Origin of the sequence: Pseudomonas sp. ADAK21, from assembly GCF_012935735.1 — a bacterium.
Taxonomy (GTDB): Bacteria; Pseudomonadota; Gammaproteobacteria; order Pseudomonadales; family Pseudomonadaceae; genus Aquipseudomonas; species Aquipseudomonas proteolytica.
Genome location: NZ_CP052857.1, coordinates 1,641,019 through 1,654,465, shown reverse-complemented (window position 1 = coordinate 1,654,465; position 13,447 = coordinate 1,641,019). Strand labels below are relative to the sequence as shown.

The 13,447-nt window shown below is 64.0% G+C and carries 11 protein-coding genes; 8 read left to right on the top strand and 3 right to left on the bottom strand.

Features of this window, described 5'->3' with window-relative positions; genetic code table 11:
* Nucleotides 1-44 precede the first annotated feature (44 nt).
* The gene (locus HKK57_RS07590) at nucleotides 45-1,016 is read left to right on the top strand and encodes a thymidylate synthase (RefSeq protein WP_029289382.1); all 972 of its coding nucleotides are present in this window, start codon (nucleotides 45-47) and stop codon (nucleotides 1,014-1,016) included.
* A 131-nt stretch (nucleotides 1,017-1,147) separates the two neighbouring features.
* On the opposite strand, the gene cadR is transcribed toward HKK57_RS07590, so the two are convergent.
* On the bottom strand, nucleotides 1,148-1,597 hold the full coding sequence (gene cadR, locus HKK57_RS07585; RefSeq protein WP_029289380.1) for a Cd(II)/Pb(II)-responsive transcriptional regulator: 450 nt from the start codon (nucleotides 1,595-1,597) through the stop codon (nucleotides 1,148-1,150).
* A gap of 85 nt (nucleotides 1,598-1,682) precedes the next feature.
* Here cadR and HKK57_RS07580 point away from each other — a divergent pair, with 85 nt between their 5' ends.
* The 7 genes from HKK57_RS07580 to HKK57_RS07550 all read left to right on the top strand — a co-directional run bounded on the left by HKK57_RS07580 (nucleotide 1,683) and on the right by HKK57_RS07550 (nucleotide 10,700).
* Nucleotides 1,683-3,932 carry a heavy metal translocating P-type ATPase gene (locus HKK57_RS07580; protein WP_169389992.1) on the top strand — a complete coding sequence of 750 codons (2,250 nt, stop codon included), beginning with the start codon at nucleotides 1,683-1,685 and terminating at the stop codon, nucleotides 3,930-3,932.
* 16 nt (nucleotides 3,933-3,948) lie between these two features.
* Nucleotides 3,949-4,812 carry a LysR family transcriptional regulator gene (locus HKK57_RS07575; protein WP_029289375.1) on the top strand — a complete coding sequence of 288 codons (864 nt, stop codon included), beginning with the start codon at nucleotides 3,949-3,951 and terminating at the stop codon, nucleotides 4,810-4,812.
* A 234-nt stretch (nucleotides 4,813-5,046) separates the two neighbouring features.
* Nucleotides 5,047-6,111 carry a putative 2-aminoethylphosphonate ABC transporter ATP-binding protein gene (locus HKK57_RS07570; protein ID WP_029289373.1) on the top strand — a complete coding sequence of 355 codons (1,065 nt, stop codon included), beginning with the start codon at nucleotides 5,047-5,049 and terminating at the stop codon, nucleotides 6,109-6,111.
* Nucleotide 6,112: 1 nt separating this feature from the next.
* Nucleotides 6,113-7,837, top strand: a complete 1,725-nt coding sequence (locus tag HKK57_RS07565) for a putative 2-aminoethylphosphonate ABC transporter permease subunit (protein ID WP_029289371.1) — start codon at nucleotides 6,113-6,115, stop codon at nucleotides 7,835-7,837.
* 26 nt (nucleotides 7,838-7,863) lie between these two features.
* A complete protein-coding gene (locus tag HKK57_RS07560; protein WP_029289369.1) occupies nucleotides 7,864-8,880 on the top strand; it encodes a putative 2-aminoethylphosphonate ABC transporter substrate-binding protein in 1,017 nt (338 codons plus the stop codon).
* 132 nt (nucleotides 8,881-9,012) lie between these two features.
* Nucleotides 9,013-10,146: a TIGR03364 family FAD-dependent oxidoreductase gene (locus tag HKK57_RS07555; RefSeq protein ID WP_070993988.1), complete on the top strand. Its 1,134-nt coding sequence runs from the start codon at nucleotides 9,013-9,015 to the stop codon at nucleotides 10,144-10,146.
* Nucleotides 10,146-10,700 carry a phosphonate degradation HD-domain oxygenase gene (locus HKK57_RS07550; RefSeq protein WP_104911140.1) on the top strand — a complete coding sequence of 185 codons (555 nt, stop codon included), beginning with the start codon at nucleotides 10,146-10,148 and terminating at the stop codon, nucleotides 10,698-10,700. The genes HKK57_RS07555 and HKK57_RS07550 overlap by 1 nt, the downstream gene beginning before the upstream one ends.
* On the opposite strand, the gene HKK57_RS07545 is transcribed toward HKK57_RS07550, so the two are convergent.
* Both HKK57_RS07545 and HKK57_RS07540 read right to left on the bottom strand, forming a co-directional pair.
* A complete protein-coding gene (locus tag HKK57_RS07545) occupies nucleotides 10,697-12,064 on the bottom strand; it encodes a GTPase/DUF3482 domain-containing protein (protein ID WP_169389991.1) in 1,368 nt (455 codons plus the stop codon). The genes HKK57_RS07550 and HKK57_RS07545 overlap by 4 nt on opposite strands.
* A complete protein-coding gene (locus HKK57_RS07540; protein WP_169389990.1) occupies nucleotides 12,057-13,436 on the bottom strand; it encodes a DUF2868 domain-containing protein in 1,380 nt (459 codons plus the stop codon). The genes HKK57_RS07545 and HKK57_RS07540 overlap by 8 nt, the downstream gene beginning before the upstream one ends.
* Nucleotides 13,437-13,447: the final 11 nt, after the last annotated feature.

Below are 13,447 nucleotides of genomic sequence, written 5' to 3'. Positions count from 1 at the left end.
CGCCGAGGCCTGAGGGCCTCGGCTTCACCGATACAGGTAAAGTCATGAAGCAATATCTCGAGCTGGTTTCCCACGTCATCAACAACGGCACCAAGCAGGCCAACCGCACGGGCGTGAACACCATCAGCTTCCCTGGTGCGATGTTGCGCTTTGACCTGCAGGAAGGTTTTCCGGCCATCACCACCCGCAAAATGGCCTTCAAGTCGGCGATTGGCGAGATGTGCGGCTTTTTGCGCGGGGTGAACAACGCCGCCGAATTCCGCGCCCTGGGCTGCAAGGTGTGGGACCAGAACGCCAACGAAAACGCGCAGTGGCTGGCCAACCCGTTCCGCCAGGGCGAGGACGACCTGGGCGAGATCTACGGCGTGCAATGGCGCAAGTGGCCGGCGTACAAGCAGATCCCGTTGAGCAACCAGGCCGCTATCGAGCAGACCCTGGCCCAGGGCTATCGCCAGATCGCCGAAGGCGAGGAAGATGGCCAGGCCTACGTGGTGCTGTACAAGGCCATCGACCAGATCCGCCAGTGTGTCGACACCATCATCAAGGACCCGGGCAGCCGGCGCATCCTGTTCCACGGCTGGAACTGCGCCCAGCTCGATGAAATGGCCTTGCCGCCGTGCCACCTGCTGTACCAGTTCCACCCGAATGTCGAGACCAAGGAGATTTCCCTGACCCTCTACATCCGCTCCAACGACCTGGGCCTGGGCACGCCGTTCAACCTCACCGAAGGCGCCGCGCTGCTGAGCCTGATCGGCCGCCTGACTGGCTACACGCCGCGCTGGTTCACCTATTTCATCGGTGATGCGCACGTCTACGAAAACCACCTGGACATGCTCAACGAACAGCTCAAGCGCGAGCCATTCGCCGCGCCGAAGCTGGTGATCAGCGAGCGTGTGCCGGAGTTTGCCAAGACTGGGGTGTACCAGCCGGAGTGGCTGGAATTGATCGAACCGGGCGACTTCTCGCTCGAAGGCTATGAGCACCATGCGCCGATGACGGCGCCGATGGCGGTCTGATCTAAACGCGGTCAAAAAAGTGTGGGAGCGGGCTTGCCCGCGATAGCGGTGTATCAGTCGACATCTTAATTGACTGGTCCACCGCTATCGCGGGCAAGCCCGCTCCCACATTTGGTTGGCGTTCACATTAGTTAGTGGCCGTGGCTTCTACCCACATGTGAATGCTCCGCCTCACTGGCCGCCACACTCCCACTGACCTCCAACCGCTGCAAAATCCCGCACTGGTCAATCTCCGGCCCTTCGCCACAGCGCTGGCGCAGGTCGATCAATTGTTCCTGCAGGGCCAACAACCCATCAATCCGCGCCTTGACGTGATGGATGTGCTCGTCGATCAGCGCATTGACGCTTTCACACTGGTCCTGGGGGCTGTCGCGCAGGCCCAGCAGGCTGCGGATCTCTTCCAGGGTCATGTCCAGGCTGCGGCAGTTGCGAATAAAGGTCAGGCGCTCGGTGTGCGCCTGGGTGTACAGCCGGTAGTTGCCCTCACTGCGCGCCGGGGGCGGCAGCAGACCTTCCTTCTCGTAATAGCGGATGGTTTCCACCGGGCAGTCGGTCAGTTTTGCCAGTTCGCCGATCTTCATTGCAGCAATCTCCAAAAGGGTGCTTGACCCTATAGTGGCTACAGGGTCTTTACTTGGCAACAGGCACCTTCACGGACGCGAGACAATGAGCGATTCCATTCACACCCCCCATAAGCATGACCACGATCACGATGATGATCACGGCGAAAAACTGCAGCCTGTGCAAAAGCACGATCATGGCGGCTCCTGCTGTTCCGGCGCGGCTGCGCCCTCTCTGGTGACGTTGACTGAAGCGCCCAGCGCCAACGCGCGGCTGAGCACTTTCCGCATCGAAGCCATGGACTGCCCCACCGAGCAGACGCTGATCCAGAACAAGCTGGGCAAGCTGGCCGGTGTGCAGCAACTGGAGTTCAACCTGATCAACCGCATCCTCGGCGTGACCCACGATTTGCCGAGCACCGCGCCGATCATCGAGGCCATCAAATCCCTGGGCATGCAGGCCGATCCGATCGAAGAGGGTGCGCCTGCCGCCGAGCCTGCTGCCAAGAAACCCTGGTGGCCGCTGGCCCTGTCCGGCGTGGGTGCGCTGGCAGCGGAGGTGATCCATTTCACCAACGCTGCACCGACCTGGGTGGTGGCGCTGGTGGCGCTGGTGTCGATCCTCAGCGGCGGCCTCACTACCTATAAAAAGGGCTGGATTGCCCTGAAGAACCTCAACCTGAACATCAACGCGCTGATGAGCATCGCCGTGACCGGTGCGATCCTGATCGGCCAGTGGCCGGAAGCCGCGATGGTGATGTTCCTGTTTACCGTGGCCGAATTGATCGAGGCCAAGTCCCTGGACCGCGCGCGCAACGCGATCAGCGGCCTGATGCAGATGACACCGGAACAGGCCACGGTGCGCCAGGCTGACGGTAGTTGGGTCGAACAGGAAGTCAAAGTCATTGAACTGGGCGCCATCGTGCGGGTACGTCCCGGTGAGCGCATTGGCCTGGACGGGGAAGTCACCGCGGGCCAGTCCACCATCGACCAGGCGCCGATCACCGGCGAAAGTCTGCCGATCGAGAAGACCGTGGGCGATAAAGTTTTCGCCGGCACCATCAACCAGGCCGGTTCCCTGGAATACCGGGTGACCGCCGCCGCCAACAACTCCACCCTGGCGCGCATCATCCATGCGGTGGAGCAGGCCCAGGGCTCACGGGCGCCGACCCAGCGCTTTGTCGACAGCTTCTCGAAAATCTACACCCCGGCGGTATTCCTGTTTGCCTTGGGCGTGGCATTGATTCCGCCGCTGTTCATGGGCGGGGTATGGTTCGACTGGATCTACCGTGCGCTGGTGCTGCTGGTGGTCGCCTGCCCATGCGCCCTGGTGATTTCCACTCCGGTGACCATCGTCAGTGGCCTGGCCGCGGCCGCGCGCAAAGGCATCCTGATCAAAGGCGGCGTGTACCTGGAGGCCGGCTACAAACTGGACTACCTGGCCCTGGACAAGACCGGCACCATCACCCATGGCAAGCCGGTACAGACCGACTACCTGGCGCTGTCCACCCAAGACAACGCCCCGGCCCTGGCCGCGAGCCTGGCCGGGCGCTCCGACCACCCGGTGTCGCTGGCCATCGCCAACGCGGCTGTGGATAAAAACCTGGCGCTGCTCGCTGTGGATAACTTCGAGGCCCTGGCTGGGCGCGGGGTACGTGGCGAGATCAACGGCGAGGTCTATCACCTGGGCAACCACCGCCTGGTGGAAGAACTGGGCCTGTGCTCGCCAGCCCTTGAAGAAAAACTCTTCGCCCTGGAAAAACAAGGCAAGTCCGTGGTGCTGCTGCTCGACAAGTCCGGCCCGCTGGCGCTGTTCGCCGTGGCCGACACGGTCAAGGACAGCAGCCGCGAAGCCATCGAGCAGTTGCACGAGCTTGGCATCAAGACCCTGATGCTCACCGGCGACAACACCCACACCGCCCAGGCGATTGCCGCCCAGGTGGGTATCGACCAGGCTCAAGGCGACCTGCTGCCCACTGACAAGCTCAAAGCCATCGAGGATCTGTACGGCAAAAACCACCGGGTTGGCATGGTCGGCGACGGTATCAACGACGCCCCGGCCCTGGCCCGCGCGGAGATTGGCTTTGCCATGGCCGCCGCAGGCACCGACACCGCCATCGAAACCGCCGACGTAGCGCTGATGGACGACGATTTGCGCAAGATTCCGGCATTCATACGTTTGTCGCGACAAACGTCGAGTATCCTCAAGCAGAACATCGCCCTGGCGCTGGTGATCAAGGCGATCTTCCTGGCAGTGACCTTCCTGGGCATGGCCACCATGTGGATGGCGGTGTTCGCCGACATGGGCGTCAGCCTGCTGGTGGTGTTCAATGGTCTGCGCCTGTTGCGCAAATAGTCGATGAGAGGGTGGTGTGCTGAGTGCCGAGCTGAAGGCGTTTTACATGGTTGCCCGCCTGGGCAGCATTACCCAGGCGGCGAAGAAACTCGGCCTGAGCCAACCCACGGTGACCACCCAGATCCGCCACCTGGAAAGCCAGTACTCGGTTGAGCTGTTCTATCGCGGTGGCCGGCGCCTCACCGTCAGCGACGAGGGCGCGCGGCTGTTGCCGATGGTCAAGGCGCTGTTGCAGCAGGAAGCGGATATCGAGTTTTTCCTGCGCAACAGCGGTCAGGTCCAGGGCACCTTGCGGATCGCCGCGACCGCGCCTTACTACATCCTCGACTTGGTGAAGACCTTTCGCGAACGCTTGCCCCACGTGGAAGTGGCGGTGGAAATCGGCAATTCCCAGCAGGTGCTCGAAGCGCTGGATGATTACCGGGTGGATGTCGCCGCGTCCTCGCAACTGCTGGAAGACCCCCGCCTGATCCGCCGGGTGCTGGGCACTGACCCGCTGGTGCTGGCGGTGCATCGCAATCACCCGTTGGCCGCGCTGGAACATGTGCCACTCAGTGCGTTGGTGGGGCACACCCTGTTGATGCGCGAAGCGGGTTCCACCACCCGGCGCCTGACCGAAGAGATGCTCGATGGCGCTGGCGTAAGCTATGGGCCACTGCTGGAGATCGGCAGCCGCGAGTCGATTCGCGAGGCGGTGCTGCGCAATATCGGCATCAGCATCATTGCCCGCCAGGAAGTGCCCCATGACCCGCAACTGCGGGTGCTGACCATCGAGAATGCGCCGCAGATCCCGGAGTATCTGTATTGCCTCAAGGAGCGCAAAGGTGCGCGGTTGCCGGCGGCGTTTCTGGGGTTGGCGCAGGAAATGTCGCCACTCTGAAAAGGTGGATGGCTTTGAAATCGCCATCGCAGGCAAGCCAGCTCCCACATTTGCATGTATTCACAGCCCCAAATGTGGAGCGGGCTTGCCCGCGATAACGCCAGGCCAGTCACCACAACGCCACAACCCTACCCAAATCCACCAATACCACTATCACCCGCTTTTGCCTTCCTGCCACACCAGGGACGCATTTGCTCCCTAGCATGGCCTTCATCAGTTTGATGAGGTGCCACCATGAACACAGCCCAGCTCAACCCCGGCGCGCCGATGAAGGTGCGTGGTATCCAGAAGCGCTTCGGCGCCTTTACCGCCCTGGACCATGTGTCCCTGGACGTCGCCGCCGGTGAGCTGGTGTGCCTGCTCGGCCCCTCGGGCTGCGGCAAGACCACCTTGCTGCGCTGCATCGCCGGCCTGGAGCGCCAGGACAGCGGCGAGCTGTACCTGGGTGATCGCGATGTTTCCCTACTGGCACCGCAGGCGCGGGACTACGGCATTCTGTTCCAGTCCTACGCGTTGTTTCCCAACCTCAGCGTCGAGGCCAATATCGGCTACGGCCTGACCGGTAGCGGCCGCGATGAAGTGCGCAAGCGCGTGGCGCAGATGCTGGAGCTGGTCGGCCTGACCGGCAGCGAAAAGAAATACCCCGGCCAACTGTCCGGTGGTCAGCAACAACGGGTCGCCCTGGCCCGTGCCCTGGCGCCGGCCCCGTCGCTGTTGCTGCTGGACGAACCCATGTCAGCCCTTGACGCCCGGGTGCGTGAGCACCTGTGTACCGAACTGCGCCAACTGCAACGCCGCCTGGGCATCACCACCTTGATGGTCACCCACAACCAGGACGAGGCCATGCTGATGGCCGACCGCATCGCCGTGATGAACAACGGCAAGGTCGAGCAATACGCCACTCCTCAAGAGATTTATGATCGCCCGGCCACGCCGTTCGTGGCCGAGTTTGTCGGCCAGGGCAACTGGCTGCCGTTCAGCCGCAACAGCGCCAGCCACGCCCAGGTCGGCGGGATGAACGTGCGCCTGGCCGAAGACAGCGGCAAGGCCGCGTCGGGCCGCCTGTTCTGCCGGCCGGAAGCAATCAGCGTCAACCCGCCGGTACACGAAGAAAACCTGTTCCCGGCCAAGGTCCGCGAGATCACCTTCCTCGGCAACCGTTGCCGCATGAGCTTTGAACTGGACCAGTTGCCCGGCCATCCGCTGCTCGCCGAACTGGCGCCGGAAGCCATGCCGCGCCTGGGCGCCCAGGATATCTGGGTTGCACTGCCGCCGCGCAGCCTGCAGGTGTTTGCCTGAGATGGCCGCCGATATGACCCTGCCGGTACCCGGCCGCGTGGCTCGCCAGGTTTCCCGTGCCGAAATCGGCGACCGCATCTTTGTAGTGGGCGGCAAGGTGCTGTTGCTGTGCCTGTTGGGCATCGCCGTGCTGCTGCCGTTGCTGGCGATCTTCTGGCGCGGCTTCAGCGCCGAAGACGGCCAGGGCGGCGGGCTGGTGGCGGCGCGCGAGTTGCTGACCAGCGCCAACTTCCATTGGCTGCTGGGCAACAGCCTGAAGGTTTCCCTGAGCGTTGCGGCCATCGTCGTACCCCTGGCCTACCTGTTTGCCTACGCCCTGCAACGCACGCTGATCCCCGGCAAGACGCTCTGGCGTGGCTTGTCATTGCTGCCGCTGATGGCGCCCTCGATGTTGCCGGGCATCGCCCTGGTGTATCTGTTCGGCAACCAGGGCATGTTGCGCGGCCTGCTGTCAGACAACATCTACGGCTTCTGGGGCATTGTCCTCGGTGAGGTGATCTACACCTTTCCCCATGCCCTGATGATCCTGCTGTCGGCGCTGTCTTTGGCGGATGCGCGGCTGTTCGATGCTGCCTCAAGCATGGGCGCCAGCCCGGCGCGGGCGTTTCGCAGCATCACCTGGCCGGCGACGCGCCAGGCTGTGTTTGCCGCGTTCTGCCTGGTGTTCACCCTGACCATCACCGACTTCGGCGTGCCCGTGGTGGTGGGCGGCGACTATCAAGTACTGGCGCTGGAAGCCTACAAGGCGGTGGTCGGCCAGCAGCAGTTCGGTCGCGGCGCCTTGATCGGCATGGTGTTGCTGCTGCCGGCGCTGCTCAGTTTTGCGGTGGATACCTGGCTGCGCCGGCGCCACGGCGACTCCATGAGTGGCCGCGCCCAAGTGTTCCAGCCGGCGCCGTCGCGCCTGCGCGATGGCTGCTACCTGGCGATTGTGCTGCTGATCTGCGCGGTGCTGCTGTTGGTGTTCGGTATGGCGGTGTATTCGTCGCTGGTGAAATTCTGGCCGTACAACCTGTCGCTGTCGCTCAACCATTACCAGTTCAACGACACCGCTGGCGGCGGCTGGCTGGCCTATCGCAACAGTTTGACCATGGCGATCTGCACCGCACTGATCGGCAGTGTGCTGATCTTCACCGGCGCTTACCTGATGGAAAAGACCAAAGGGCAAAAAGGCCTCAACCTGGCGTTGCGCATGCTCAGTTTTGTGCCGATGGCAGTGCCGGGCTTGGTGCTGGGCCTGGGCTATGTGTTCTTTTTCAACCTCAACGGCAACCCGCTGCATGTGCTCTACGGGACCATGACGCTGCTGGTGGTGTGCACCATTGCGCACTATTTGACCACCGCGCAGATGACCGCCACCACCGCCCTGCGCCAACTCGACGCCGAGTTCGAAGCCGCCGCGCTGTCGCTCAAGGCGCCGTTGTACCGCCACTATCTGCGGGTCACCGTGCCGATTTGCCTGCCGGCGCTGTTGGACATCCTGCGCTACCTGTTTGTCTCGGCGATGACCACTGTGTCGGCGGCGATCTTTCTCTACAGCCCCGACACCATCCTCGCCGCAGTCGCCGTGTTGAACATGGACGACGCCGGCAACGTTGGCGGCGCGGCGGCCATGTCGACCCTGATTCTGTTCACTTCAGCCGGCGTCTCGCTGCTGCTGGCGTGGGCCTCACGCGGCTTGTTGCGCCGCTCCCAGGCCTGGCGCCAAACCGCGCCCGGTCAATAACCCTGCCCCACACAAGGAAACGCACCATGTTCAAGCCCCTGGCCCTCGCCGCTGCTGTGCTCACCGCGTTCAGCCTGAATGCCTTTGCTGCCAAGACCGAGTTGACCGTGTACACGGCCCTTGAAGCCGAGCAATTGAAGACCTACAAAAAAGCCTTCGAAGCGGCCAACCCGGATGTCGAGATCAAGTGGGTGCGGGACTCCACCGGCATCATCACCGCCAAGCTGCTGGCGGAAAAAGCCCGCCCGCAAGCCGATGCGGTGTGGGGCCTGGCGGCTTCCAGCCTGGCGATCCTCGATCAGCAAGGCATGCTGCAAAGCTACGCGCCAAAGGACCTGGACAAGATTGGCAAGAACTACCGCGACGCCGCCAACCCACCGGCCTGGGTCGGCATGGACGTATGGGCCGCGACCATCTGCTTTAACACCGTCGAAGCCGAAAAACAGGGCCTGAGCAAGCCGATCAGTTGGCAGGACCTGACCAAGCCGGAATACAAAGGCAAGATCGTCATGCCGAACCCGGCGTCGTCCGGCACCGGGTTCCTCGACGTCAGCGCCTGGCTGCAGACCTTCGGCGAGAAGCAGGGCTGGCAGTACATGGATGACCTGCACCAGAACATCGGGCAGTACGTGCACTCCGGCTCCAAGCCGTGCAAGTTGGCGGCGTCCGGCGAATTCCCGATCGGTATCTCCTTCGAATACCCGGCCGTGCAGTTGAAGCGCCAGGGCGCGCCGCTGGATATCGTCTTGCCCAAGGAAGGCCTGGGCTGGGACATTGAAGCCACTGCGGTGATCAAGGGCACCGCCCACCAGGAAGCGGCGCAGAAACTCGCCGACTTCTCTGCAAGCCCGGCGGCGATGGAGCTGTACAAGGAAAACTTTGCCGTCCTGGCCCAGCCGGGAATCGCCAAGCCGCAGACCGAATTGCCGGCGGACTACGAGCAGCGCCTGATCAAGAACGACTTTGCCTGGGCCTCGAAAAACCGCGACAACATCCTGACTGAATGGCGCAAGCGCTATGACGGCAAGTCGGAAAAACAATAACTTCAACCGTTTCTAAAACTGTAGGAGCGAGCTTGCTCGCGAAGAACGTGAACGATAACGCGGGCCGTCAGAATCCACGCTGCGCCCTCAAGTTCTTCGCGAGCAAGCTCGCTCCTACAGGGGGCGAACACCATGACACACCACAGTGATTTGCTGATCGTCGGCGCCGGTATCCTCGGCCTGTCCCACGCCTACGCCGCCGCCAAGCGCGGGCTCAAGGTCAGGGTCTTCGAACGCACGGCCACGCCCCTGGGTGCCTCGGTGCGTAACTTCGGCCAGGCCCTGGTTACCGGTCAACCGCCTGGGCAGATGCTCGACCTGGCCCGGCAAAGCCGCGAGATCTGGGGCCAGTGGGCACAACTGGCGAACCTGCAACTCAAGCGCAATGGCTCTTACCTGTTTGCCCGCACCGAAGCCGAAGAGCATTTGCTGCAAGCCTTTTGCGCCGGTCGCGCCAAGGCGCACGGCTACCGCGTCAACCTGCTGCAAGGCGCCGCCATGAATGATCTGTACGGCGGCCAGTTCCGCCATCATCGCGCTGCGCTGCACGGCCTCGACGATCAGCAGCTGTATTCCCGTGAGGCGCTGCCGGCGCTGATCGACTACCTGCGCCGCGAACTCAAGGTAGAGTTTCACTTCTCCACCCTGGTACGCGACATCGAGCCCGGCCAACTGCACACCACCGCCGGCAGCTTTCGCGGCGAGCAGATCATTGTCTGCTCCGGCCACGACTATCAGACCCTGCTGGCCGAGCAGATCGCCCAACTCACACCGCAAATCTGCCAGTTGCAAATGCTGCGCGCGCGGCCCAAGGCCGACTTGAACCTGCAACATGCGCTGCTCACGGGCCTGAGCTGCGTGCACTACGGCGCCTTCGCCGACTTGCCGCAAGCCGCCGCCGTGCAGGCACAGATCCTGCGCGACACGCCGCACCTGGATGAACATGGCATCCACCTGTTGATCAGCCCGACGCCCCATGGCGAGTTGATCATCGGCGACTCCCACCATTACGGCAGCGATCCGTCGCCATTCAATGCCGAACAGGTGGACAACTGGATGATCGAGTTGGCAGAACAGACCCTGGGCTGCCAGATTCAGGTCGTGGAACGCTGGCAGGGCGTCTATGGTTCCCGGGGGCCGGGGCCGTTTTCGTTCCTGCGCGCTGCAGATGGCGTGCGCGTGGCCTTGATGCATACGGGCGTAGGCATGAGCGTGGGGCCGGCGATGGCCGAGCGCAATATCACTGAACTGTGGGGGGAGGCGTGATGAACGCTGAGCAGGTAGTCGCCGAAGTCTTCGGCCTGTACGAACAGCATGGCGCCGCCGACTACATCGGCGAGCCGGTGTCGCAGATCGAGCATATGTCCCAGGCCGCACAACTGGCGATGGCCGAGGGCTTCGACGATGAAGTGGTGCTGGCGGCGTTCTTCCACGACATCGGGCATATCTGCGGCCAGGGTGGCGCGAACATGGGCGGCTACGGCGTAGTCAGCCATGAACGCCTGGGCGCCGACTATCTGCGGCGCGCCGGCTTCAGCGAGCGCCTGGCGAAACTGGTGGAATATCACGTACAGGCCAAGCGCTACCTGACCTTCAGCCAGCCGGACTATTACCATCGCTTGAGCGAGGCCAGCCGCCGCACCTTGGGCTACCAGGGTGGGGTGATGACGGCCGATGAGGCCCTGGCGTTCGAGCAGGACCCGCTGTGCGCGGTGAGCCTGCGCATGCGCCACTGGGATGAGCAGGCCAAGGACATGCACGTGCCGGTGCTGGACCTTGAGGTGCTGAAGGCCAAGGCCCGGCAATTGCTGGCGGCTTAAGCCTCGTCCAGGCGCTGGGCCAGGGCTTCGATCTGTTCCTGACGTTCGGCCTGGCTTAACCTTGGGTGAGGGTTGAGCGACGACCATTGCGGATGGGCGCGGGCCTTGTGCAGGGCGTCCGGCAGTCTGCCTTCACGCCAGGTCTTGTCCTGCGGGGTGTCGACCTTGATGCTGTGCATCGCCGCGTGCCCGCGCAGGGCCAGGGCCTTGAGCAATTGCCGTTGGCGCAGGGCCAGCAGGCGCAGCACGCTGTCATCCACCGTCAGCTCACGCTGGCCCTTGATCTTGCCCAGCAGGCGGCTGCCGTAGCTGCGCGCGGTTTGCAGTGCGCCGCCGGCAATCGCTCCGGCGAGGGCGGCGGCGCCCAGGGTCAGGCCGCCGACCAGCAAGTCCACACCGGCACCGGCCGCCGCCCCCGCCGCAATCCCGCCGCCGACCCGTACCCCCAGTTGCTTGAGGGTTTCGGGGTTGAACAAATCATCGCCCCAACGCCCGTCCAGCAACGGCAGGTCGCTGGCCGCAGCGTCCTGCGGGCGGAAGCCGAACAACTTGAGCAGGGCTTCGACGCAACGTTGTTCGCGCTGGCGTACGGCTTTGCGCAGATCGCTGATGGCTTGCTGTTCATCCTCGGTGACCACACTGCGCCGGCATGCGGCGCAGTCGATCAGCAGCTCGGCGATCAGGCGTGCGGCGCTTTGCTGGCGCGCCTGGCGTTGAGCCTCCTGATCAAGAATCAGCCGTTCCAGTTGTGGTCGTGAGCTTTCCAGCAACAGGGCCAGGCTTTCATACAGCCGTCGCTCGCCATCTTCGGGGGGCGCCACGCTGTCAAAGCGCACCAGTGCGTGCAGGCCCAGGCGGGCCAGGGCTTCGCGCCAGTCCGGCTCGCGGTGGTCGCTGCTGCTGACAAAGTTGAGCACCGGCAGTAGCGGCTTGCCGCAACTGGCCAGTACTTGCAGCTCGTCGCGGTATTTGGCCAGCACCGGTTCCCGGGCGTCGATCACGTACAGACCGGCGTCGGACGCCAGCAACTGACGCAACACCTTGGCTTCCTGTTCGAAGCGTTGACGGGCTTCGCTGCCTTCCAGGAAACGGGCGAGGCGAGCCGGGCCGTCGAGGCGTTCGCCCGGTCGGTCGAGGCGCTCAAGGTAATCGAGCAAGGCGATGGCATCTTCCAGGCCTGGCGTGTCGTACAGCTCCAGCAAGGCTTGGCCGTCGACCGACAAACGCGCGCCTTCGACATGCCGGGTGGTGCTGGGGCGGTGGGACACTTCGCCAAAGCCCACGTCACGGGTCAGGGTGCGCAGCAGCGAGGTCTTGCCGACGTTGGTGTGGCCGACCACCGCCAGTTTCAGGGGTTTAGTCATGACCGGTCTCCAGCCAGGTGAGTGGCGCGCAGTCGGCGAAGGGCAGGTCCAGTTGCTGCAAGGCCGTGTGCCAATCGCCGAGGCGCTCGGCATCCAGCGCCTGGCCCGGTGGTGCTTGCAGCAGCCAGACACGGGTGGCGCTGGCGCTGCGCGCCAGTTCGCCGATCAGTGCCAGGCTGCCACGATCCGGCGAGCGGCGTGGGTCGCAGGCGATCACCAGGCGTGCGGGCGGGAAGCGGGTCAGTTGCTCCAGCAGCTTGTGGCGTGATTCGCGGCTGTCGAGGATGCCGGCGTTTTTGACCGTGGCCGGTAGTTTGGGCGGCCAGGGGTGTTGGTCGTCCAGTTCGATGGCCACCAGCAGGGCGCCATCGCTGTGCAGTTCGCTGGCGCCGCCGCTGACGTGATGCAACTGTTCTGGAGCTGCATCGTTGACACCCAGGCGTTCGCTGCTGGGCATCAAGGATTCGCGCAAGTGGCTGTAGCCGGGCAGGTTGAGGTCCAGGCCCAAGGCGGCACGCCCGCGTCGCCAGCGCCATAGGCAGAGCAAGGCGAGGAGCAGTCGGGGCAGCAGGCCGTAGACCAGCAATACGCCCACCAGCCAGGCGGCCCAGGCTTGGCGGGCGCTTTCGATATTCAGGGCAGAGTCGCCACTGGCGCGGATCATCTCGACGGTCGGCACGCTGAAGCCGAGCAGGGCGGGCAGGCTGCCCAGGGCCTGGGTCACGCTGACAAAGGTGTCGGCGCCGAGGATGGTGGTTTCCCAGACAAACCCGTAGCGCCGGGTGGCCATCAATGTCAGCAGGATCACCAGCGCGCTGCACAGCGCCAGCAGCCACAGGCCATTGACCAGCACACCCACGGCCCAGCGGTTGAGCTTGTGGCGTTGCAGCAGCAACAACAACGCCGGCGCCAGTTGCGCGGCCTTGGCATCACGGGCGAATTTTTCGCTGAGCCACAACCACAGGCGGCCGAGGCTGGCGCTGTGCTCGCCGGCAAACACCAGGCCCAGGGCCCAGCTCAGCAGCAGGATCAGGTTCAAGCCCAGCAGGCTGCCCAGGGCCCAGAACACATTGACCGGGGCCAGGCCGTTGCCCAGGGCGGCGAAGGCCAGGCCGGCACCGCTGACCACGGCCAGCACCATCAGCGCGATCAGCGCCAGCCGCGCACCTTGCAACCAGTGCAGCAGGGCGGCGCTCAGGCCGTCGCGCTCGGCCAGCCACAGTGCACGGTTTTGAATACGTGTCGGCAGGTCGCCGCCGTTGCTGCGGGCCAGGCGATTGGCTTCCTGGTCTTCCAGGGGGCCGGCGTGTTCTTCACGCAGGCGCACGGTTTCCGTCAGCCACAGTTTTTGCAGAGGGTTCAGTGCTGTCACGCGCGGTCCTG